At 72.7% G+C, this 21457-nt stretch carries 25 protein-coding genes; 16 read left to right on the forward strand and 9 right to left on the reverse strand.

Features of this window, described 5'->3' with window-relative positions; translation table 11 throughout:
- Window positions 1-54 precede the first annotated feature (54 nt).
- From AB0G52_RS13785 to AB0G52_RS13795, 3 genes are all read left to right on the forward strand, one after another.
- Window positions 55-993: a PAC2 family protein gene (locus tag AB0G52_RS13785; protein ID WP_132886172.1), complete on the forward strand. Its 939-nt coding sequence runs from the start codon at window positions 55-57 to the stop codon at window positions 991-993.
- A gap of 62 nt (window positions 994-1055) precedes the next feature.
- Window positions 1056-1667, forward strand: a complete 612-nt coding sequence (coaE, locus tag AB0G52_RS13790) for a dephospho-CoA kinase (protein ID WP_132886171.1) — start codon at window positions 1056-1058, stop codon at window positions 1665-1667.
- Window positions 1668-1739: 72 nt separating this feature from the next.
- Window positions 1740-2126, forward strand: coding sequence for a tetratricopeptide repeat protein (locus AB0G52_RS13795; RefSeq protein WP_132886170.1), 387 nt, complete (start codon window positions 1740-1742; stop codon window positions 2124-2126).
- Between the two features lie 66 nt (window positions 2127-2192).
- Here AB0G52_RS13795 and AB0G52_RS13800 read toward each other — a convergent pair whose 3' ends face one another.
- Window positions 2193-2486 (reverse strand): DUF6343 family protein, encoded by a 294-nt coding sequence (locus tag AB0G52_RS13800; protein ID WP_132886169.1) that lies wholly within the window; start codon window positions 2484-2486, stop codon window positions 2193-2195.
- A gap of 65 nt (window positions 2487-2551) precedes the next feature.
- Here AB0G52_RS13800 and AB0G52_RS13805 point away from each other — a divergent pair, with 65 nt between their 5' ends.
- Window positions 2552-3466 carry an acyltransferase domain-containing protein gene (locus AB0G52_RS13805; RefSeq protein ID WP_361336455.1) on the forward strand — a complete coding sequence of 305 codons (915 nt, stop codon included), beginning with the start codon at window positions 2552-2554 and terminating at the stop codon, window positions 3464-3466.
- A 61-nt stretch (window positions 3467-3527) separates the two neighbouring features.
- Here AB0G52_RS13805 and AB0G52_RS13810 read toward each other — a convergent pair whose 3' ends face one another.
- Together AB0G52_RS13810 and AB0G52_RS13815 are read right to left on the reverse strand one after the other, a co-directional pair.
- Window positions 3528-3890, reverse strand: a complete 363-nt coding sequence (locus AB0G52_RS13810; protein ID WP_361336457.1) for a DUF1330 domain-containing protein — start codon at window positions 3888-3890, stop codon at window positions 3528-3530.
- Entirely contained in the window at window positions 3887-4237 is a 351-nt protein-coding gene (locus AB0G52_RS13815; protein ID WP_132886166.1) for a nuclear transport factor 2 family protein, read from the reverse strand. The genes AB0G52_RS13810 and AB0G52_RS13815 overlap by 4 nt, the downstream gene beginning before the upstream one ends.
- Before the next feature lie 119 nt (window positions 4238-4356).
- Here AB0G52_RS13815 and AB0G52_RS13820 point away from each other — a divergent pair, with 119 nt between their 5' ends.
- Both AB0G52_RS13820 and AB0G52_RS13825 read left to right on the forward strand, forming a co-directional pair.
- The gene (locus AB0G52_RS13820; RefSeq protein ID WP_361336459.1) at window positions 4357-5151 is read left to right on the forward strand and encodes a helix-turn-helix transcriptional regulator; all 795 of its coding nucleotides are present in this window, start codon (window positions 4357-4359) and stop codon (window positions 5149-5151) included.
- A 98-nt stretch (window positions 5152-5249) separates the two neighbouring features.
- Window positions 5250-5720, forward strand: coding sequence for a DoxX family protein (locus tag AB0G52_RS13825; protein WP_132886165.1), 471 nt, complete (start codon window positions 5250-5252; stop codon window positions 5718-5720).
- Between the two features lie 57 nt (window positions 5721-5777).
- Here AB0G52_RS13825 and AB0G52_RS13830 read toward each other — a convergent pair whose 3' ends face one another.
- Window positions 5778-6335 (reverse strand): RNA-binding S4 domain-containing protein, encoded by a 558-nt coding sequence (locus tag AB0G52_RS13830; protein WP_132886164.1) that lies wholly within the window; start codon window positions 6333-6335, stop codon window positions 5778-5780.
- 115 nt (window positions 6336-6450) lie between these two features.
- On the opposite strand from AB0G52_RS13830, the gene AB0G52_RS13835 reads away from it, so the two are divergent.
- Window positions 6451-7143 (forward strand): uracil-DNA glycosylase, encoded by a 693-nt coding sequence (locus AB0G52_RS13835; RefSeq protein WP_132886163.1) that lies wholly within the window; start codon window positions 6451-6453, stop codon window positions 7141-7143.
- A gap of 54 nt (window positions 7144-7197) precedes the next feature.
- Here the strand turns inward: AB0G52_RS13835 and AB0G52_RS13840 are convergent, their stop codons facing one another.
- On the reverse strand, window positions 7198-7866 hold the full coding sequence (locus tag AB0G52_RS13840) for a GntR family transcriptional regulator (RefSeq protein ID WP_361336462.1): 669 nt from the start codon (window positions 7864-7866) through the stop codon (window positions 7198-7200).
- 188 nt (window positions 7867-8054) lie between these two features.
- Between AB0G52_RS13840 and AB0G52_RS13845 the strand changes: the two genes are divergently transcribed.
- From AB0G52_RS13845 to acs, 4 genes are all read left to right on the forward strand, one after another.
- Complete coding sequence (locus AB0G52_RS13845) at window positions 8055-9512, forward strand: NCS1 family nucleobase:cation symporter-1 (RefSeq protein WP_132886161.1); 1458 nt, start codon at window positions 8055-8057, stop codon at window positions 9510-9512.
- Window positions 9513-9517: 5 nt separating this feature from the next.
- Window positions 9518-10234 carry an aspartate/glutamate racemase family protein gene (locus AB0G52_RS13850; RefSeq protein WP_361336465.1) on the forward strand — a complete coding sequence of 239 codons (717 nt, stop codon included), beginning with the start codon at window positions 9518-9520 and terminating at the stop codon, window positions 10232-10234.
- 137 nt (window positions 10235-10371) lie between these two features.
- Window positions 10372-11019, forward strand: coding sequence for an acetate uptake transporter (locus tag AB0G52_RS13855; protein WP_361336467.1), 648 nt, complete (start codon window positions 10372-10374; stop codon window positions 11017-11019).
- Window positions 11016-13004: an acetate--CoA ligase gene (gene acs, locus AB0G52_RS13860; RefSeq protein WP_361336469.1), complete on the forward strand. Its 1989-nt coding sequence runs from the start codon at window positions 11016-11018 to the stop codon at window positions 13002-13004. Before AB0G52_RS13855 ends, acs begins: the two co-directional genes overlap by 4 nt.
- A gap of 42 nt (window positions 13005-13046) precedes the next feature.
- On the opposite strand, the gene AB0G52_RS13865 is transcribed toward acs, so the two are convergent.
- Window positions 13047-13499, reverse strand: coding sequence for a GNAT family N-acetyltransferase (locus AB0G52_RS13865; RefSeq protein ID WP_361336543.1), 453 nt, complete (start codon window positions 13497-13499; stop codon window positions 13047-13049).
- Between the two features lie 304 nt (window positions 13500-13803).
- Here AB0G52_RS13865 and AB0G52_RS13870 point away from each other — a divergent pair, with 304 nt between their 5' ends.
- The 3 genes from AB0G52_RS13870 to AB0G52_RS13880 all read left to right on the forward strand — a co-directional run bounded on the left by AB0G52_RS13870 (window position 13804) and on the right by AB0G52_RS13880 (window position 16757).
- A complete protein-coding gene (locus AB0G52_RS13870) occupies window positions 13804-15672 on the forward strand; it encodes an FUSC family protein (protein WP_361336471.1) in 1869 nt (622 codons plus the stop codon).
- Window positions 15673-15766: 94 nt separating this feature from the next.
- The gene (locus tag AB0G52_RS13875; protein ID WP_361336473.1) at window positions 15767-16423 is read left to right on the forward strand and encodes a DUF899 domain-containing protein; all 657 of its coding nucleotides are present in this window, start codon (window positions 15767-15769) and stop codon (window positions 16421-16423) included.
- Window positions 16424-16577: 154 nt separating this feature from the next.
- Window positions 16578-16757 carry a hypothetical protein gene (locus tag AB0G52_RS13880; protein ID WP_132886156.1) on the forward strand — a complete coding sequence of 60 codons (180 nt, stop codon included), beginning with the start codon at window positions 16578-16580 and terminating at the stop codon, window positions 16755-16757.
- Here the strand turns inward: AB0G52_RS13880 and AB0G52_RS13885 are convergent.
- From AB0G52_RS13885 to AB0G52_RS13895, 3 genes are all read right to left on the reverse strand, one after another.
- Window positions 16754-18721, reverse strand: a complete 1968-nt coding sequence (locus tag AB0G52_RS13885; RefSeq protein WP_361336475.1) for an ABC transporter ATP-binding protein — start codon at window positions 18719-18721, stop codon at window positions 16754-16756. The two genes, AB0G52_RS13880 and AB0G52_RS13885, sit on opposite strands and share 4 nt — an antisense overlap.
- Window positions 18722-18884: 163 nt before the next feature.
- On the reverse strand, window positions 18885-19319 hold the full coding sequence (locus tag AB0G52_RS13890) for a hypothetical protein (protein WP_361336477.1): 435 nt from the start codon (window positions 19317-19319) through the stop codon (window positions 18885-18887).
- Window positions 19316-20008, reverse strand: coding sequence for an ATP-binding protein (locus tag AB0G52_RS13895; RefSeq protein ID WP_361336479.1), 693 nt, complete (start codon window positions 20006-20008; stop codon window positions 19316-19318). Before AB0G52_RS13895 ends, AB0G52_RS13890 begins: the two co-directional genes overlap by 4 nt.
- Before the next feature lie 284 nt (window positions 20009-20292).
- On the opposite strand from AB0G52_RS13895, the gene AB0G52_RS13900 reads away from it, so the two are divergent.
- The gene (locus AB0G52_RS13900; protein ID WP_361336481.1) at window positions 20293-21153 is read left to right on the forward strand and encodes a helix-turn-helix transcriptional regulator; all 861 of its coding nucleotides are present in this window, start codon (window positions 20293-20295) and stop codon (window positions 21151-21153) included.
- Window positions 21154-21429 (forward strand): DUF397 domain-containing protein, encoded by a 276-nt coding sequence (locus AB0G52_RS13905; protein WP_132886151.1) that lies wholly within the window; start codon window positions 21154-21156, stop codon window positions 21427-21429.
- Window positions 21430-21457: the final 28 nt, after the last annotated feature.

The following is a 21457-nucleotide window of genomic DNA, read 5'->3' on the forward strand; positions in this document are numbered from 1 at the left end:
TGCCCGCGTCGGACGGTGCGTTGTCACGTACGAACACGAGGAGGAGCGGTCACAGTGCTTGATCCGCAGGGTTTGTACGCATGGGAGCCGAAGGGCCTGGCTGTTGTCGACATGGCGCTCGCCCAGGAGTCGGCCGGTCTGGTCATGCTCTACCACTTCGACGGATACATCGACGCGGGCGAGACCGGCGACCAGATCGTCGACCGGATCCTCGACTCGCTGCCCCACCAGGTCGTCGCCCGCTTCGACCACGACCGGCTCGTGGACTACCGGGCGCGTCGCCCGCTGCTGACCTTCAAGCGGGACCGCTGGACCGACTACGAGGAGCCCGGCATCGAGGTCCGCCTGGTCCAGGACGCCACGGGTGCGCCGTTCCTGCTGCTCTCCGGCCCCGAGCCGGACGTCGAGTGGGAGCGTTTCGCCGCGGCCGTGCGGGGGATCGTGGAGCGGCTCGGCGTGCGCCTGTCGGTGAACTTCCACGGCATCCCGATGGGCGTGCCGCACACCCGCCCGGTGGGTCTCACCCCGCACGGCAACCGCACCGACCTCGTCCCCGGCCACCGCAGCCCCTTCGACGAGGCCCAGGTGCCCGGCAGCGCCGAGGCGCTGCTCGAGTACCGCCTCATGGAGGCGGGCCACGACGTCCTGGGTGTCGCCGCGCACGTCCCGCACTACATCGCCCGCTCGCCCTACCCGGATGCCGCCCTGACCGTCCTGGAGGCCGTCACCGGCGCCACCGGACTCGTGCTCCCGGGCATCGCCCACGCCCTGCGCACGGACGCGCACCGCACGCAGACGGAGATCGAACGCCAGGTCCAGGAGGGCGACGAGGAGCTCACGGCGCTCGTGCAGGGGCTTGAGCACCAGTACGACGCGGCCGCGGGTGCCGAGACCCGGGGCAACATGCTCGCCGAGCCGGTGGAGATCCCCTCGGCGGACGAGATCGGCCTGGAGTTCGAACGCTTCCTCGCGGAGCGGGAGGGCGACAACTAGGGCTTCCCCGGATCCGGGCCCTGTCCAGGGCGGTGTCGGTGGCAGGCCCTAAGCTTCGGGGCATGCTGAAAGTTGGCCTCACCGGCGGGATCGGCGCCGGCAAGAGCGAGGTGTCACGGCTGCTGGTCGAGCACGGCGCCGTCCTGATCGACGCCGACCGCATCGCGCGTGAGGTCGTCGCGCCCGGCACCCCCGGTCTGACGGCCGTCGTGGAGGCCTTCGGCCCGGACGTGCTGGCCGCCGACGGGGGCCTGGACCGGCCGAAGCTGGGCGCGATCGTCTTCGCCGACCCCGAGCGGCTCGCCGTGCTCAACTCGATCGTGCACCCGCTCGTAGGGGCCCGCTCCCGGGAGCTGGAGCAGGCGGCCGACGACGACGCGGTGGTGATCCACGACGTCCCGCTCCTCGCGGAGAACGGCCTCGCCGCGCTCTACGACCTCGTGGTGGTCGTGGACGCCGCCCCGGAGACCCAGCTCGACCGGCTCACCCGGCTGCGCGGCATGACGGAGCAGGACGCACGCGCGCGCATGGCCGCGCAGGCGACCCGGGAGAAGCGTCTGGACATCGCCGACATCGTCATCGACAACGACGTCCCCCTGGACGCGCTGCGACAGCGCGTCGCGCAGGTGTGGGCGGACCTCGTGCGCCGCGCACGGCAGGCGGCTTCGAGCTAGCGGGAAGCGGGCCACGAAATAGCGGACACCCGTCCGCGCGTTGAACCGCTTCAGCGAGGGAAGGACTTTGCCGTGCCCGAGACCAGCGGTTCGACCGGACGTACTCCGGAGACGCATGTGATCGACTTCCGTGCCGCCGAGCAGCTGCTCAACGCACGGGACCCGCGGGGCGCGGTGAAACTCCTCGACGGAGTGATCGCCGCGCACCCCGAGAACACCGCCGCCCGGCTGCTGCGCGCGCGTGCGTTCTTCGCCGCCGCGCAACTGAGGCCGGCGGAGCTGGAGTTCACCATCGTCCTGGAGCGGGAGCCGGACAACGCGTTCGCCCACTTCGCGCTCGCCCGCACCTATGAACGCCAGGGCCGTGCCGACCTCGCGATACGACACTTCCGGCTGGCGGCCGCGCTGGACCCGAACCCGGAGTACCTGAAGGCGGCCCGGTTCGACGGCGGGACGTGAGCGGAGGCTCGCGCACGGCTCGTCACGGCGGCCGGCCGCCCATCGCCGACCGCGCCGGACCCGTGCTCAGGGGTGCCGGTGCCGCGGCGGGCGCCGCAACGGCGGGGCGTCCACCGGCGGGTACGGAGGCACGTCACGGCCCGGCTGGTAGTGCGGCCCCTGCCGCAGGTGCCTGACGATCACGGCCAGGTCGACGGTGGCCACCAGCCACAGCACCCCGCAGGCCGCCGCCCAGCCGGGACGTCCGACGACCGCGAACACCGCCGTGCCGAAGACCGCCCAGACGATTCCCCACACGCTCAGCCACAACCGCGCCCGCAGCGGACTGCGCGCGGTGACCGGTTCACTGCCTGTACGCATCGCGGATCACCACTCCTCCCAGCAACGTACTCTTCGACGAGGACGTTCACCAAAGGGGGGACCGCGTGCTGCCGGACGCCGACGACCTGCCCGACCTGCTCCTCGACCTCGCCGTGCCGCACGAGGACATCAACGAGGTGACCGCGCGCCTGCGGACCGTGACGGCCGATCCCGGCGTACGACGGCTCCTGGACGAGTGCGCCGAGGACGTGACCAGCGTCGTCCGGGAGGTCGACGACCCGGCCGGGCTCGGGGACCGGGCCGCCCACGCCCCGGCCGCCCTCGGCGAGTACTTCCTCGTGTACGCCTTCCTCGTCGCGGTGCCGCACGTGCGCGCCGCGCACCGGGAACTCGGCATCCCCAGCGACATCACCCGAATGACGCTCACCGACCTCGGCCGCGGCATGGCACTGCACCGCAGACGGTACGGCCGCGGCGGGCTGGGCGCCCGCCAGGCCCACTGGCTCACCCGCCACTTCTGCGGCACGCTCTACCAGCTGGGACGGCTGCAGTACGAGCGGGCGGGCCTCGGCACCCGCACGGCACAGGCGATCACCGGCGCCGGAACCGCGGTCGCCGCCGGCGCTCCCAGCCTGAACCTGCACATCCCCGACTTCCTCGGACCGCTCACCCCGGCCGCCTGCGACCGTTCCGTGCTCCGGGCCCGCGAGTTCTTCGCCCGGTACTTCCCCGACGAGAAGCCGGTCGTCGCGACCTGCCACTCCTGGCTGCTCGATCCGCAGCTGCGGCAACACCTCCCGGCGGACTCCAACATCATCCGGTTCCAGGAGCGGTTCCAGCCCGGCCGGGACGACCGGGAGCCGGCCGACACCACGCCGGTCGCCTTCGTCTTCGGCGACCCCGACCTGCCGGTCCCCGACCTGCCCCGGCGGACGTCGCTGGAGCGGGCGGTCGGCGACCGGCTGCGGGCCGGCGGCCACTGGTACGTCGGACACGGATGGTTCCCGTGGGACCGCTGACGGCGCACGGCGGGACCCGACCGGCCGAGCATCTGCCCGGGCGCCGGACGCCGGTCCGCGCTCAGCTCGCCGGAAAGCTCGGGAGCGGGAACAGCTGCGCGATCTTGTCGCTGGCGCGGTAGTCGTCGGGCACCCCCTCGACCAGGGCGACCATCGAGGTCGCGTGCTCCGTGCGGAGCGGCAGGATCGCCTGGTACTCCGGCGACTCGTACCACTCCTGCGCACGGGCCGTGTCGGGGAACTCGAGGATCACGATGTCGCCGTTCCAGGTGCCCTCGTGCTCGACGAGCCGTCCGCCGTGCACGAGGAAGCGACCGCCGTACGGTGCCATCGTGGCCTCGATCCGCTCGATGTACTCCGCGATCTCCGGGCCGAGGTCGACGTTCCGCAGGTATCCCACCACGTATCCGCGCGGCGCCGTCATGCCGGCACCTTGTCCAGGAAGCCGTGCACGTCCTGGATGCGGCCCGACTCGTCCAGCACCAGGACGTCGAACCCGATCACCAGCGGCTCGGCTCCCTCCGGACCCAGGCCCCACTGGAACCGCACCTGGCGGTGGTGCGCGTCGGCCTCACCGACCTGGGTGAACACGAACCCCGGGAACTGCGCCTGGACCCCGTCGACGACCGCGGTGATCCCCTCGTGGCCGCGGACCTCGGCCAGCGGATCCGTGTAGGTCGCCTCGGTCGACCAGTGCTCGGCGAGCAACGCCGCCCGCTCCTCACCGGTCGCGTTCCAGGTGGCCAGGTACTGCTGGACGATGCCCTTCATGTTCGTCTCTCCGTTCGTCTCGATCGGCTGATGTCCCACATCCTGGCCCCCGGCCGCTCATCCGATCCATGACCTCACAGGTCATGGCGGCCCGGACACGGCGCCCTAGACTCACGGACATGAGCCTCGCGGACATGAGCGTTGCGACCGAAGTCCCGCCCGTCGGCGCACTGCTGCGGACCTGGCGGGAACGACGCCGGTTCAGCCAGCAGGAGCTGTCCAACCGTTCACGGGTCTCCACCCGGCACCTCAGCCGGGTGGAGACCGGCAAGGCCCACCCGACACCGGAGATGCTCATGCACCTCTCCGACAACCTGGACGTGCCGCTGCGCGATCGCAACCAGCTCCTGCTGGCCGCCGGTTACGCACCGCGCTACCAGGACCACCGACTGGACGACGCGTCGATCGGGGTGGTGATGGACGGCCTGCGCCGGCTCCTCGACGCCCATCTGCCCTACCCCGCACTGCTGTTGGACGAGCACTGGGACATCGTCGACGCCAACGCCGCCGTCGATCAGCTGCTGGCCGGCTGCGCGCCGGAGCTGCTGGAGCCACCGGTCAACGTGGTCCGGGTGTGTCTGCACCCCGACGGGCTGGCCGACCGGATCGGCAACCTCGCGCAGTGGGGCGGCCATCTGCTGCACCAGGTGCGCCACCGGGCCGAACGCACCCACGACCAGCGTCTCCACGAGCTGGCCGGGGAGATCGCCGGACACCTCGGCACATCCGATGCCGCCCCCGCCGGCACGGGACCGGTCATCACCCTGGAAATCGACGTGGACGGCAGCCCGCTCCGGTTCTTCAGCACCTCCGCCACGCTCAGCACCGCCACCGACGCGGCCCTCGAAGGGCTGCACCTGGAGACGTTCCTGCCTGCCGACGAGGAGACCCGTCGCCGGTTCGGCGCGCCCTAGCGGAAACCTGGAAATCGAGGACGGCAGCGATGAGTTCTCCGCAGCGGGCCGGTCTACCTCTGTGACAGCAGCACGGACCGTTGCCCCAGGAGAACCTCATGTCCGAGACCGCCGCTCCCGCCGCCCTCGCCCCGTCCGCCGCCCGCGTGCCCTCCACCGTCACCGGGGCCGCGAAGCCCGGCCGGCGCCGTGCCGCCCGCGTCGCCCTGCGGGCGCTGCAGGTGCTGCTCGCCCTGTTCTACGCCGTCGCGAGCGCACTGCCCAAGCTGATCGCGTATCCGGCCGCCGTGGAGTCCTTCGACAGGATCGGCTGGGGCAGCGCGGGCATGTACGCCATCGGCGCGCTCGAACTGGCGGGTGCGATCGCCCTGTTGACGCCGGTGCTGCAGTCCCTGGCGGCGATGGCGCTCAGCGGGCTCATGGTGGGCGCGTTCATCGTCCAGCTGACCGTGTTCCACGGGCAGAACGCGGCGACCCCGCTGATCCTGCTGGTGCCGCTGGTCCTGATCGCGTGGGCCCGGCGGGAACAGAACGCGCGCCTGTGGGGACTGGTGCGGGGACGGAGGTGAGCGTCCCGAGCCGGACCCTTTCCTGGCGCCGGCCGGGCCCTGTGGCGCCCCGGTGGATCACCGACCGCCGGGGCGCCCACCGCTCGCCGGGCCCGTGCCGCCCGGCCTGCCCAGGCCCCCTGCCGGCCCGGCGAGGCCGCGGAGCCGTTCCAGCTCGCGACGGTCGCGTTTGGTGGGGCGGCCGGTGCCGCGGTCGCGCAGACCGATGGGGGCGACCGCCTCGCGGGGCGGGGGCGGCGGGGAGTTGTCGACGTAGCACTGGGCGGCGACCGGGGCGCCGACCCGCTTGCGGATCAGCCGCTTCACGATGACCACGCGTTCCCGCCCCTCCTGGCGCAGCCGGACCTCGTCACCGACGCGCACGGAGTGGGCGGGTTTGACCCGCTCGCCGTTCACCTGGACATGCCCGCCCCGGCAGGCGGTGGCTCCCATGGAGCGGGTCTTGATCAGACGCACCGCCCAGATCCAGCTGTCGATCCGCACGGTCTCCCCGGGCCCCGGCGCGGCGGCCTCGGCGGCGGCGACCGCCGCGGCGACGGCGGCGGGATCGAGAGCCTCGGCGCCCTGTGCCTGCTCGGCGGGGCCCGGGCCGTCGTGCACGTCCTGAGAAGACATGTCCCGACCTTAACGCGCCCCGAAGAGCCGCGGGGAACGCGCGGCCGGCCACGCCCCGTCCCCGATCCGGACCCGGCGGAGACACGCCCCACCCCGGGGGCCCTACCGTTGAAGCATGCAGCGCTCCCCCCTCGCCGACCTCGATCACCGGGTCAGCGCCTGTCGTGCCTGTCCCAGACTGGTCGCCTGGCGGGAGGAGGTGGCGCGTACCAAGCGCGCGGCGTTCGCCGACTGGACGTACTGGGGCCGGCCCGTCCCCGGCTTCGGTCCGCCCGACGCCCGGCTGCTGATCATCGGCCTCGCCCCGGCCGCGCACGGAGGCAACCGCACCGGCCGGATGTTCACCGGCGACCGATCCGGTGACGTCCTGTACCAGGCGCTGTACGACGTCGGGCTCGCCTCGCAGCCGACGGCGGTCAGTGCCGACGACGGTCTGCGGCTGTACGGCGTGCGGATCACCTCGCCGGTGCACTGCGCCCCGCCCGACAACAAGCCGACCCCCGCGGAGCGGGACACCTGCCGCCCCTGGCTGGTGGAAGAGCTGGCCCTGCTGCGGCCGACGCTGCGGGCCGCGGTCGTGCTGGGCGCGTTCGGCTGGCAGGCCGCGCTGCCGGCGTTCGCCGCGGCGGGCTGGACGGTGCCGAGGCCCCGCCCGCGCTTCGCCCACGGCACCCGGGTCGACCTGGGCGGCCTGGACCTCTTCGGCTGCTTCCACGTCAGCCAGCGCAACACCTTCACGGGCCTCCTCACCCCCGAGATGCTCCGCGGCGTACTCCGGACGGCGGCGCACACGTCCGACCTGCTCTGACCCGAGCGACCGGCGTGACGGGCGTGACCGGTCGGCTGCCGCTTCCCGGTGCGGTCAGTGGCCGGTGTCCTCGCCGAACAGGTGCCGCACCGTCGAGCGGTGGTTGGCCCGCACGTGGGCGAGGGCGACCGCACGGGCGCGGTCCGGGTCGCCGGAGGCGATCGCGTCGTACAACTCGCGGTGCTCGGTGAGGAGCTGCGGCCATTCCTCGTTGCGCCGGGTGAGCCAGCGGAGCCGGCCGTCGACCGGTTCCATGACCGAGATCAGCAGGCTGTTGCCCGCGAGGCCCAGGATCCCGTCGTGGAAGCGGGTGTTGACGTCGGTGATCGTCTCGGCGTCGTCGGAGCCGGTCGCCGTGGCCGCCTGGTCGAGCAGTTCCCGCAGCTCGGCCAGCGCCTCGGGCGTCGCCCGCGAGGCCGCGAGACCGGCCGCGTAGACCTCCAACGCCTCGCGCAGTTCGAAGAGTTCCCTGACGTCGGCCGGGGTCAGCCGGCGCACCACCGTACGGCGGGCCGACTCGAAGAGCACGAAGCCCTCGGCGACCAGCGCCCGGATCGCCTCCCTGACCGGCACCCGGGACACCCCGAACCGTTCGGCCAGTTCCCGCTCGACCAGCCGGTCACCCGGGGCCAGCCGGCCCTCGATGATGTCCTGCCGCAGGGTGGCGAGGACGCGTTCGCGTACCGCGCCCAGGGGTTCGGTCTTCGTCGTGGGGGAGCCCATGAGGTCATTTTCGCCGACCCGAGGGGGCTTTTACGGAGCCGTAACGGGACGGACATCGGGCAGGACGCTTGACGGGAGGACCATGACCGCAGTTTGGTATACCAAACGCGCGCAGCAGCCCACCGCGGCACCCGACGGCGCATCCCGCGGCCGTCCCTCCCTCCCCGCCCCGAAGTCCTGGAGGCTCCGTGTCCCTGGCCGACCGCGCCGAAGCCACCGGCGCACCCGCGTTCGTCCCCGACCCCCGGCTCACCAACGACGACCTCGCTCCCGCCGAGCAGCGGAACTGGAAGGTCTTCGACCTGTTCGCCATGTGGATGTCCGACGTCCACAACCTCGGCAACTACACCTTCGCCGCCGGCCTGCTGGTCCTCGGCATGAACGTCTGGCAGGTCTTCACCTCCCTCCTCGTCGGCTTCGTGCTCATCTACGTCGGCATGAACTGGATGGGCAGGATCGGCCAGCGCCACGGAGTGCCGTTCCCGGTGGTCGGCCGGATCAGCTTCGGCGTCTGGGGTGCCAACATCCCCGCGCTGATCAGGGCCGTGATCGCCATCATGTGGTACGGCATCCAGACCTACCTGGCGTCCGTCGCCGTCAACGTGATGCTGCTGGCGGCCTGGCCCGGCCTGAAGTCCCTGACGGAGACCTCGTTCCTGGGCCTGGACACGCTGGGCTGGATCTCGTTCGTCTCGCTCTGGCTGATCCAGGCGGCGATCATCAGCCGGGGCATGGAGTCGGTCCGCAAGTTCCAGGACTTCTGCGGCCCGGCGATCTGGCTGGTCATGATCGCCCTCGCCGTCTGGATCCTCGCCAAGGCCCACTGGACCATCTCGCTCACCTCCACCCCGCACCCGGTCTCGACCGGCGAGCAGTGGCGCCAGTGGTTCGGCGCGATCGGCCTGATCCTCGCCACCTACGGCACGCTGATGCTCAACTTCTGCGACTTCTCGCGCTTCGCCCCCGACTACCGGACCGTGCGCCGCGGGAACTTCTGGGGGCTGCCGGTCAACTCCACGGCGTTCGTGGTCGTCTCGGTGATCGTGACGGCGGGTTCGCTGGAGGTCTTCGGCGAGGCCATCACCGACCCCGCCGAGCTGGTCGCCAAGGTCGGCAACACCTGGGTCCTGATCGTGGCGGCCCTGACCTTCGCGGTCGCCACCATGGGCGTCAACATCGTCGCCAACTTCGTCTCACCGGCGTACGACCTGGCCAACGTCTGGCCGCAGAAGATCACCTTCAGGGTCGGCGGCATGATCAGCACGGTCGCGGCGCTCCTCGTCACCCCCTGGAACCTCTTCTCCAACCCCACCGTCGTCAACTACTTCCTGGGCGGTCTCGGCGCCTTCCTGGGGCCCCTGTTCGGCGTGATCATGGTCGACTACTACGCGATCAAGCGCGGCAGGGTCGACGTGCGACAGCTCTTCGACGCGACGCCCGGCTCCCCGTACCACTACCGCAAGGGCGTCAACCCCAAGGCGCTGTGGGCGTTCCTGCCGTCGGCGGCGGTCGCGGGCGTGTTCGCGCTGGTGAAGACCTTCAGCGACGTGGCGCCCTATTCCTGGTTCATCGGCACAGCCCTGGCCGCGGGACTGTACCTGGCGCTGTGCCGGGGCCACCGGACCCCCGAGACCGAGGAGGCCTGACGGACGTGCGGATCGTCGTCACCAACTGCAACACCACGCAGGAGATGACCGAGGAGATCGTGCGAGGTGCCCGGGCCGCCGCAGGCCCGGGCACCGCCGTGACCGGGCTGACCCCGAGCTGGGGTCCCGAGTCGGCGGAGGGCTGGCTGGACAGCTACCTGTCGGCGGCGGCGGTCCTGGACGCCCTGCGGACCTACCCGGGGCCGCCGTACGACGCGGTGGTCATGGCCGGTTTCGGCGAGCACGGACGGGAGGGCGCACGGGAGTTGCTGGACGTCCCGGTCGTCGACATCACCGAGGCCGCGGCCCATCTGGCCTGCCTGCTGGGCCGCCGCTACGGCGTCGTCACCACGCTGGACCGCTCGCGCGGGCAGATCGAGGACAGCCTGGAGACGGCGGGGGTCGCCCGCAACTGCGTCGGCGTGGCGGGCACGGGGCTGGGGGTCCTGGACCTCGCCGGTGACCCCGGACGGACGGAGACCGCGTTCCTGGCGGCGGCCGAACGGGTCCGCGACGCCGGCGCCGAGGTCCTCGTCCTCGGCTGCGCGGGGATGACGGGGCTGCAGCGGACGGTGGGGGAGAAGCTCGGGGTTCCGGTCGTGGACGGGGTCGGCGCGGCGGTGAAGCTGGCGGAGTCGCTGGTGACGCTGGGGCTCACCACCAGCCGGGCGGGGAGCTACCGGAAGCCGCTGACGAAGCGCCGCATGTGGGGATCTGCGTAGAAATGTCCGCATAAGGGCGAAGGGTTCGGGAACCCGGAGACCGTGGACGCGTGGCGCCGCCGGCCCTCGGGGTGTCCGGGACGGACTCACGTCCTCGTGAGGCACACCGCCTAGGCACACCGTCTGAGGAGACGCAGATGAGCACCCCTACCACCGACACCGGAACCGTCGCGGACCCCGGCCCGCTCGGCCTCGGTGCCTTCGCGGCGACGACCTTCGTCCTCAGCGTCTTCAACGCCGACCTGATCACCGACCAGACGCTGGCCGCCGTCGTCCTCCCGCTCGCCCTGTTCTACGGCGGCCTGGTCCAGCTGCTCGCGGCCATGTGGGAGTTCCGCAAGGGCAACACCTTCGGCGCCACCGCCTTCGGGTCGTACGCCGCCTTCTGGCTGGCCTACGCCACCTACGCCAGGTTCGTCGCGGGCAGCCTGCCACCCGCCACCGCGCACCAGGCGACCGGCCTGTTCCTGCTGGTGTTCGCGATTTTCACGGTCTACATGACCGTCGCCGCCACCCGCACCACAGGCGCCCTGCTGGCCGTGCTGGTCACCCTGTCGGCGACGTTCATCGTGCTGTGCGTCGGCGAGTTCGCGCAGTCGCCCGGCACCGTCGAGGCCGGCGGCTGGCTCGGCCTGGTCACCGCGGTGTGCGCCTGGTACGCGTCGTTCGCCGGCGTCACCAACTCCACCTTCCACCGTGCCGTCCTGCCCGTCTTCCCGGACATCGGCGAGCACCTGCGCCCGCACCGCGGCCACCGCCACGGGCCGTTCGGGGTCCACGCATGACCGACGGCGGCGGCGGGACGCTCTCCAACCTGCTGCACGAGGAGCGCCGCTTCCCGCCGCCCGCGGAGCTGGCCTCGGCGGCCAACGCCACCGCGGCCGACTACGCACGCGCCGACGCCGACCGCCTCGGCTTCTGGGCCGCGGCGGCCGGCCGGCTCGACTGGGAGCGGCCCTGGGACCAGGTGCTGGACTGGAGCCGCGCCCCGTTCGCCCGCTGGTTCACCGGCGGCCGTCTGAACGCGGCGTACAACTGCCTGGACCGCCATGTCGCCGCCGGCCTCGGCGACCGGGTCGCCTTCCACTGGGAGGGCGAGCCCGGCGACACCCGCACCCTCACCTACGCCCAGCTGACGACGGAGGTCCGCAAGGCCGCCAACGCCCTGCGGGCGCTCGGCGTCACCGCGGGCGACCGGGTCGCCGTCTACATGCCGATGATCCCGGAGACGGTGGTGGCGATGCTGGCCTGCGCCCGCATCGGCGCCCCGCACACCGTCGTCTTCGGCGGCTTCTCCGCGGAGGCGCTGCGCGGCCGGATCCTCGACTGCGACGCCCGCCTGGTGATCACCGCGGACGGCGGCTACCGCCGCGGGCATTTCTCCGCCCTGAAACCGGCCGTCGACGAGGCACTCCGCGGCTGCCCCGAGGTACGCCACGTGCTGGTCGTCCGGCGCACCGGACAGCCGGTGGACTGGGTCCCCGGCCGGGACCTGTGGTGGCACGAGACCGTCGACGGACAGCCGGCCGAACACCGGGCGGAGGCGTTCGACAGCGAACACCCCCTGTACATCATGTACACCTCCGGCACCACCGCCCGCCCCAAGGGCATCCTGCACACCACCGGCGGCTACCTCACCCAGGTCGCCTGGTCGCACTGGGCGGTCTTCGACGTCAAACCGGACCAGGACGTCTTCTGGACGGCGGCCGACATCGGGTGGGTCACCGGCCACTCGTACATCGTCTACGGCCCGCTGGCCAACGGCGTCACCTCGCTGCTGTACGAGGGGACGCCGGACACCCCGCACCGGGGCCGCTGGTGGGAACTGGTCGAGAAGTACCGGGTGTCCATCCTCTACTGCGCCCCGACCGCGATCCGCACCTTCATGAAATGGGGCGCCGACATCCCGGCCGAGTTCGACCTGACGTCGCTGCGCCTCCTCGGCTCGGTCGGCGAGCCGATCAACCCCGAGGCGTGGATCTGGTACCGCGACGTCATCGGTTCCGGCGCCTGCCCGGTCGTCGACACGTGGTGGCAGACCGAGACCGGAGCCCAGATGATCAGTCCGCTGCCCGGCGTGAGCGTCTGCAAGCCGGGCTCCGCCATGCGTCCGCTGCCCGGTGTCGCGGCCGACGTCGTCGACGACACCGGGCAGCCGGTACCCGACGGCTCCGGCGGCTATCTGGTCCTCACCCAGCCGTGGCCCGCGATGCTCCGCACCGTCTGGGGCGACGAACAGCGGTACCTCGACACCTACTGGTCGCGTTTCCCCGGCACCTACTTCGCGGGGGACGGCGCGAAGAAGGACGACGACGGCGACATCTGGCTGCTCGGCCGGGTCGACGACGTCATGAACGTCTCCGGGCACCGCATCTCCACCACGGAGGTCGAGTCGGCCCTCGTCTCCCACCCGCTGGTCGCGGAGGCGGCGGTGGTCGGCGCGACCGACGCGACGACCGGACAGGGCGTGGTCGCCTTCGTCATCCTGCGTGGCGACGTGCAGGCGGGCGCGGCCGGGGCCGAGGAGGTGGCGGCCCAGCTGCGCACCCATGTCACCACGGAGATCGGCCCGATCGCCCGCCCCAAGGAGATCCTGGTCGTCACCGAACTCCCCAAGACCCGCTCCGGCAAGATCATGCGCCGGCTGCTGCGGGACGTCGCCGAGCACCGCGCGCTCGGCGACGTGACGACCCTGACCGACTCGTCGGTCATGGACGAGATCAGACACCGCCTGCCGCCGGACCGGCCGGCGACAGGCGAGGAGACATAGGCCGCAGGAGGCCGGGGGAGTCAGGGGGAGCGGCGCCGGGACTCAGGGCTGCCAGACGTACCGGACATCCGGCTCCCGCTCCTCGTTCCCGCTCCCGTCCGTGGACTCGACGGCGACGAAGCCGTGCCGCTCGTAGAACCGGTGGGCGGGTTCGTTGACCTGGAACGTCCACAGCGTGAGGCCGTGCGGCGAGCGCTCCTTCGCCAGTGCGACGAACCGGTCACCGAGACCCCGCCCCCGCCATCCGGGGTCCAGGTACAACTGCGACAAAAGATCCCCCGAGAGCACCATCACCCCCACGACGAGCCCGCCCGCCTCCGCGAGCCAGGTCTCCCGCTCCGGCACCACGACGTCCCGGAAGTACGCCCGCACCTCGTCGTCCGAGTGCGCCCGCACGACCGTGGGCAGCGCGGCACGGTACGACCGCAGCCAGACGTCGGCCACCGCCCCGGCATCCGCCCCGCCGGCCCGCCGCAGCACCACTTCAGCGCCCACGCCCTCCACCCCTCGGGTGATCAGATCAACCACCTGATGATCCACCCCCTGCCCACGCGACGCACCCTGTTTTGTCAGCCGCCGATCACCGGGATCGACCGCGCCCGCGCCCCCGCACGCCCGAATCGGGGCCGCGCGGAATTGCGTACATAAAGAACTCGGCCCCACGGGACACTTGTCACACCCGCGCAATGCAATCGAGCCATTTCGCAAGGGAACACGATCTACCGTTGGCCAACGAAGCCGACAGCCCGGCCACCGTCGTCCGAAGGCACACCCCCGCCCTCGCCCGGACAGGAGCCCCGTGTCCCGCCGTATCACCCCGCCCCCGTGGCTCGCCCACGCCCTGCGCGCCCAGCGCGGGCCCGTGCCCTGGAGCGCGGTGACCCGAGGGGCGCTGGCCGCCGGGCCGTTGCTGCTCGCGGCGGTCCTGGCCCAGCGCACCTCCCTCGGTGTGGTCGCCGCCATCGCCGCCATGCTCGCCGGGATCAACGACCGGCCCGGCAGCCGGCGGGCCGCCGTGCGGCGGCTCGGGGCGCCCGCGGCGGCCGGTGCGGTGGGGCTGCTGGCCGGGACGTACGGCGGTGCGCACCTCACCGCCGTCCCGCTCACCCTGCTGCTCACGGGGCTCGGCCTGGCCGCCGGGGGCATCAGCGCCGTCGGGCCCGTCGCGTCCGGCGCCGGGACGCAGTTGCTGGTCGCCGCCGCCATCGGCGCCGGGATGCCGGTGGCCGAGGCGGGCTGGCAGCGGGCCCTCGCCTTCCTCGCCGGCGCCGGGTGGCTGCTGGCGCTGCGGCTCGCCCTGCCCACGCCCGGCGCGCTCGCCGGTGACTACCGGTTCGACGGGGAGCGGGACGCCGTCGCCGGTGTGTACGACGCCATCGCCGACCTCCTGGAGGCCGTCGCGGGCGAGGCCGCGCTCGGTCGGCGCACGGCGCTGAGCACGGCACTCGACCACGCCCAGGACGCGCTCACCGGGCCCCGGCTGCGGCGGTACGCCAGTTCCGCCACCGAGCGCCGGCTGCACGCGCAGTACGCCGCCGCGCTGCCCCTCGCCGAGGCGGCCACCGCCCTCGCCTGGGCGGGCGAACCGATATCCGAGCGGGCCGCGGAGGGGCCCCGCCGGCTGGCCGCCGCCGTCCGGGAGAACACCGGCACCGGACCGCTGCCCGCGCCGTCCCGTGCGGTGCCCGCCCTGCGCGCCCTCGACGACGCCCTGCTGCGGGCCGCCGAGGCCTTCGACCGGTCCGAGGGCGCGGAACAGCGGCCGCCCGCCCGGCGCCGCGGCCCCAAGGAGGTCCTGCGAGCCGCGTTCGGCAGCGGCGGACGGGAGTACGGGCTGCGGGTCGCCCTCTGCTTCGGCGCCAGCGCCGCCATCGCCCAGGCCCTGCACCACACCCGCTGGTACGGCTCTCACCAGCACTGGTACTGGCTGCCCGCCACCGCCGTCTTCCTCGTCAAGCCCGACCTCGGGCCGCTCGCCTCCCGGGTGCTGTGCCGGGCCGCCGGCACAGTGCTCGGCGCCTTCGTCTTCGCGGGCTTCGCCGCCGTCCTGCCCCGGCCCGGGGGACTCATCGTCCTGGTGGCCGTCTGCGGCGCCCTCGTCCCGGTGGCCACCAGGCACTTCGCCGCGCAGACCGCCGTCGTCACCGTCCTGGTGCTCGCCCTGGTCATGGTCGGGGGTGAACCGCAGGCCTCGGTCAGCCGGATCGGCGAGACACTGCTGGCCTGCGCGCTCGTCCTGCTCGTCGGGCACCTGCCGATGCCGGGGAGGCACGGTGGCGGCGTCCGGGGCCGGCTGGCGGCGGCCGGGCGGGCCGCGCACACCTACCTCGCCCACGTACTGAGCGAGTCCGGCGACCGCGACGAACGCTGGGCACTGCGCCGCGAGGCCTACCGCACCCTGGCCGAGGCACGCTCCGCCATCGCCCTCGCCGCCGCCGAACTCCCGGCGCTCGCCCGGCACACCGAGGGCACCGACGCGGTGGCCGCCGTACTCGAACGCCTCGTGGACACCACCACCGCCTGCGCCGTGCACCTCGACGAGACCGGCCGGCTCACCGCCCGTCACACCCGGCAGCTCGAAGACCTGGCAGCCGAGTTGACGCAGGGCGGGCAACGGCACGGGGTCGCCGTGCCGCAGATGCCGGTCGCCGCGCGGCTCGCCGGCTGACGGCAACGCCGAAGGAGAATTCCTCCGCCGCGCCGATGAGTTCTCCGTCCTCCCACGGTCACCACCCGGAACCGACGGCCGTACAGGAGGACCCATGTCGCTTCCGGAGATCGTCTCGCGTGAGCGCTGGCGTGCCGCGCGCGAGGAGCTACTGCTCAAGGAGGAGGCGGTCACCCGCGCGCGGGACGCGCTCAACGCGCAGCGGCGCCGGCTGCCCATGGTCGAGGTGGACCCCGAATACGTCTTCGAGGGCGGCGACGGCAAGGCGAACCTGCTCGACCTCTTCGACGGACGGGCCCAACTGGTGGTCCACCACTTCATGTTCGCCCCCGAGTGGGAGGCCGGCTGCCCCGGCTGCGCCGCCTTCCTGGACCAGATCGGCCACCTCGCGCACCTGCGGGCGCGCGGCACCTCGTTCGCCGCGGTCTCCCGGGCACCGTTCACCCGGATCCTGCCGTTCAAGGCACGGATGGGCTGGACGGTGCCCTGGTACTCCTCCTGCCACAGCGACCTCGGCCGCGACTTCAACCGCGACTTCGAGGCGACCATCGTGGTGGACGACGAACCCGTGGAACGTCCCGGGATCAGCTGCTTCCTGCGGGAGTCGGAGCGGGTCTTCCACACGTACTCGGTGTACGACCGCGGACTCGACGGGCTCGGCTCGGTCGCCTCACTGCTCGACCTGACGGCCCTGGGCCGGACCCCCGCGGGCAGCGACCGCGTGCGCTATCACGACGAGTACGAGGACTGACACAAGCGGTCACGGAAGTGGCCGAAAGTCAACGGACTCTCACCCTCCGCGCCGACGGAGTGTCGGCTGTGTCTCAGTACGGTCACCGGGCGAGCCATTCACGTTCCCCAGAGCGTTAACTCCTACACCTACGACGCAGCTCTGGAGGTGCAGGATGGTGAACGGGCGAACCGTGCTCGAACGCTTTCCCGCAGGCGGACCGCGAGGATCATGGCCTGCGGAGGAGTTCGCACAGGCCCGGCGGCTGGAAGGGCTGCCCGCGGAAGTGGTGATGGACCTGGCGACCGACACCTTCCTGGTCATCGTGCGCGCAGCCGAGCGCGTCGAGAACTAACCCGCCTTCCGGGTGGGCACCGCGGCCGTGAACTGGTTCGCCTGGAGCCCGTACAGCTCCGCGTAGACACCGCCGCTCGCCAGGAGTTCGTCCGGGGTCCCGGACTCCACCACCCGGCCCTGGTCGAGGACGTGCACCAGATCCGCGTGCCGGACCGACGCCAGCCGGTGGGTGATCAGTACGACCGTCTGCCCGCTGCCCGCCAGCGCCCGGATCTTCTCGAAGACCTCCAGTTCGGCCCGGGCGTCCAGGGCGGCCGTGGGCTCGTCCACGATCAGGATGTGCCCGCGCCGGTAGGCGGCCCGCGCGATGCCGAGGCGCTGCCACTGACCGCCGGACAGCTCGTGCCCGCCGCTGAAGCTGCGCGCCAGCAGCGTCTCCAGGCCGCGCGGCAGGTCCTCGACGACCTCCTGAGCGCCCGCCTCCGCGACCGACGCGGCCAGCCGCTCCTCGGTGAGCGGCGCCGACGAACGGCCGACGGCCACATTGACCTTGGCGGTGAACGGCCAGCGCTTGAAGTCCTGGGCCACCATCGCGATGCGTTCGGCGAGCCGGTGCCGGTCGGCCCGCGCCGCGTCGACGCCGTCCCACAGGATGCGGCCCCGGTCCGGCTGGTACAGCCCGGCCAGCAGCTTGACCAGGGTGGTCTTGCCGGAACCGTTCTCGCCGACCAGGGCGATGATCCGGCCGAGGGGCAGGGAGAGCGTCACGTCGTCCAGGGCGGGGCGGGGAGCGGAGCCCGGACCATCGCCCGGGTCGTCACTCGGATAGGTGAAGGTGACGTTCTCGAAGCGGATCTCCCGCGGATCCTCCGGCAGGAGGTCTCCGCCGACCGGGATCGCCCGCTCGGCGGCCTCCACGTACAGCCGCTCCAGATCGCCGACGAACAGCGCCTCCTCGTGCAGGGTGTTGATCTCCAGAACGAGTGTGTCGAGGCTCGACGAGCCGGTCCGGATCGCGATCACCGCCGTCCCGGCCACCGACAGGGCCATCGCACCGCTCAGCAGCAGCACGCCCAGCGTGGCGTAGGTCGCGACGGTCGCGAACCCGGTCCAGGCCGCCGCGATCAGGCCGGTACGGGCCGCGAGCCGCGCCAGCCGGGCCTGCTCCGCCTCCGCCGTCTCCGACATCGCCCGGAAGTGCCGCAGCAGGAACGGGCCGACCCCGTGCACCCGGATCTCCGGCGCCGCCTCCGGCTCCGTGAGCAGGCTGCTGATCAGGTGGCCCGCGCGGGCGTGCTGCACCCAGGTGTGGAACGACTCGTAGCGGCGCCGGGCGTTGGTCAGGGCGCCCCAGGCGCTCGGGATCGTCATCGTGATCAGCAGCGGGAGCAGGGCCGGGTGCAGCACGGTCAGCACGCCGGCCGCCGCGATCAGCGAGATCATCGCGTTCACCACGCGGGTGCCGTAACTGATCATGCGGCGGGCCGAGGAGGCGCCGTACTGCGCGGTGTCCAGCAGCTTGTGGAAGGCGTGGTCCTCGATCGCGGCGAGCTCGACGGCCGCCGCCCGCTCCAGGTACAGCTCGGTCGCCACCCGCTCGACCTTCGGTTCCAGGCGGCCCGTGGCGTAGGTCGACGCGGCGCGCAGCAGCGCGCCCACGAACATGACGGCGGCCATGGTGACCAGGACGGGGGCGGCGTCGCGCAGCCGCTCCTCGATGGCGCCGGTGCCGATCAGCCGGCCCAGCACGCTGTTCACGGCCAGCAGGCTCACGGCCTGGGTCACGCCGACGCCCAGCTGGGCCAGCAGCACGGTCCGCGCGTCCCGGGCGTCCGCCTGCCGGGCCAGCCGCAGGCTGGACGCGAGCATGCCGGGCAGCCGCGTCACCATGGCGCGGAAGTCCAGCTCCAGGAAGGCGTCCCCGTGCTGGTTCCAGCCCATGTCGTAGCGAAGCGGCCCCCCGAACAGCAGCCGCTCCGACTCGGACACCTCCGGCGCCGCCGCATCCCGCCGCTTCCTCACCACGATCCTCCCCGGAGCCGCCGACGAACGGCCACTATCGCGGGCCGCGACAGCCGCCGGGCAGGGCGCGCGACGGGGCTCGGGAGGCATGGGGGAGTGTGCCGGGGGTGCGGTGCGGCGAGGGGAAGGGCCGGGTTCGCGTGGCGGCCGGCTCACGCAGCGGTCACGCGCTCAGTCGGCGGGACCATTCCGGGGTCGTCCCCGTCACCCGGCACAGGGCGAGGTACAGGGGTATGGGCGGGGTGTACGGCAGCGTGCCCTGGGGGCGGTGGATCAGCCGGGCGTCGCCGGGGAGCACGGCGCCGGGGCTGTAGAGGGCGGGAGCGGGCCAGCCGAGGGCGTCGTCGGAGTCCGCCGGAACGATCCACCACCAGTGCGTGCCGTCGGAGTACACGCACCCCACCCGCGGCAGCCGGGGCGCGACCAGCGGTCCGAGCGCCGCCGGTACGGCCACCGCGTCGCGGCCCAGCGGTGCCGTCATGCCCTCGGGCACCGGCGGCCTGCGCAGGCCGGTCCCGGACCCCGGCCGTCGGGCCCGCTGCAGGCGGACCAGGGTGTCGAGGCCGAGCGGCTGCCCGGCGCCGGGAACGGTGGTCACGCCTGCCCCGCCCCGGGAAGCGGGCGCCGGGCCTCCGGCACCGTGTACCGGGTCTGCGGCCTTGCCTTCTCGTCGGTACCGGGCGAAGGGCGGTGCACCGGCTCACGCGGGGCCCCGCGGGACGAGCCGCGCGTCGGACCCGGGTCGGGACGGGCGCCCCAGCCGAGGTCGTCGCTGGGCGCGAGGGTGTCCTCCGCGGCGTCGCTCCGGCGCGGCAGCTCCGCCCACACCAGCAGGCCGGGCCCGTGCTCCTGGGCCCCCCAGGCCTGGCACAGCGCTTCGACGAGGAGCAGTCCCCTGCCGTGCTCCTCCTCGGGACGCTGCGGGGACGGATGCGGTTCGTCCGGTGCGCAGCCCTCGTCGTGCACGGCTATGCGCACGGTGTCGGCGCCGTCGTGCAGCTCGCACACCACCCGAGTGCTCGCGGTGTGCACGATGGCGTTGGTCACCAGCTCGGACAGGACGAGCAGCGCGGTGTCACAGGTGTCCGCGCAGACCGACCAACCGGTGAGCCGGGCCCGTGCCAGGCGCCTGGCCTGGGCCGGGGAGCCCGGATGAGCGGCCAGCTCGAACCGGAACCGGCGCTCGGCACCGCCCCCACCCGGGGCGACTGCCGCAGCGGCGACGGGACCAGGACGGTCCCGGACGGCGTCTGTTCCTAAAGGCGCGGACGGAATCACGCTTGCCACTATCGCTCCGCCTCGAACACTTGGCAAGTGTCACTCTGAAAAATGCAGAGTGCTGTGTGACGGAGTGAAAGGCCGTGGCACACTGCTCGCAACAGCATGTCGAGCGACGCCGGTTGGGATCAGTGAGGATCCTGCGGACCGGTCCGGCCCATGCGACCGAGGGTGCCGAACAGGTGAATGCGGGGGCTCCGCCGGGTCGTCGGCATGCCGGGTGACACCTGTAGGCGGCGGTCCGGCGCGCCCGGGGTGGGCCGGTCAGGGAACTTCATGGAGGTGGGTGGAGCGTGAGCGAGCCGCGGTCCGCGCCGACGGTGGGCCAGGTGGTCCTCGGCCGGCGCCTCCTCGACCTGCGGGAACGCGCGGGACTCAAGCGCGAGGAGGCCGCCCGGGTGCTCCGCGTGGCGCCCGCCACCGTCCGCCGCATGGAGACGGCCGAGGTCGCCCTCAAGATTCCCTACCTCCAACTCCTCCTGAAGGCCTACGGAGTCGCCGACGACGAGGCCGACCTCTTCGTCCGGCTCGCCGAGGACGCCAACAAGCCGGGCTGGTGGCAGCGGTTCCACGACATCCTCCCCGGCTGGTTCTCCATGTACGTCAGCCTGGAGGGCGCGGCGAGCCTGATCCGTTCCTACGAACCGCACTTCGTCCCCGGCCTGATGCAGACCGAGGCCTACGCGCGCGGGGTGCTGCGGTCCGGTGCCATCGGGCAGACCCGGCCCGAGGACATCGAGGGGCATGTCGCCCTGCGCATGCAACGCCAGGGCCTGCTCACCCGTCCCGACGCGCCCCGTTTCTGGGCGGTGCTGGACGAGACCGTGCTGCGGCGCCCCGTCGGCGGCCCGGAGGTGATGCGCGCGCAGGTCGACCGTCTGCTCGAGGTGACGGAACTGCCCAACGTGACGCTCCAGGTCGTCCCGTTCGCGAGCGGGCCGCACCCGGGGACGTACGGGCCCTTCGTACTCTTCCGATTCGCCATGCCCGAACTGCCGGACATGGTCTACAGCGAGTACCTGACCGGCGCCGTCTACCTGGACGCGCGCACCGAGGTGGCCACCCACCTGGAGGTCATGGACCGCATGGCGGCGCAGGCCGCCACGGCACAACGCACGAAGGAGATCCTCCGGGACCTCCGCAAGGAGCTGTGAATGGACCGCATCAAACACCAGTCCGGGCCGCGCCACCGCGCGGGGCGGATCTACAACGGCATGCCCGCGAGGGAACTGGGCAGCGAGGGCTGGCACAAGCCGTGGAGCGGCGGCAACGGGGGCAACTGCCTGGAGGCGATGAAGCTGGCCGACGGCCGGATCGCGGTCCGGCAGTCGACCGACCCGGACGGGCCGGCGCTGATCTACACCACCGACGAGATGACGGCCTTCATCGAGGGCGCCAAGGCGGGGGAGGCCGACTTCCTGCTCTCCTGACCCTGTACTGCTTGTCCGGTACTGCTTG

Origin of the sequence: Streptomyces sp. NPDC021562 (genome assembly GCF_040640875.1) — a bacterium.
In the GTDB taxonomy this organism is placed as follows: domain Bacteria; phylum Actinomycetota; class Actinomycetes; order Streptomycetales; family Streptomycetaceae; genus Streptomyces.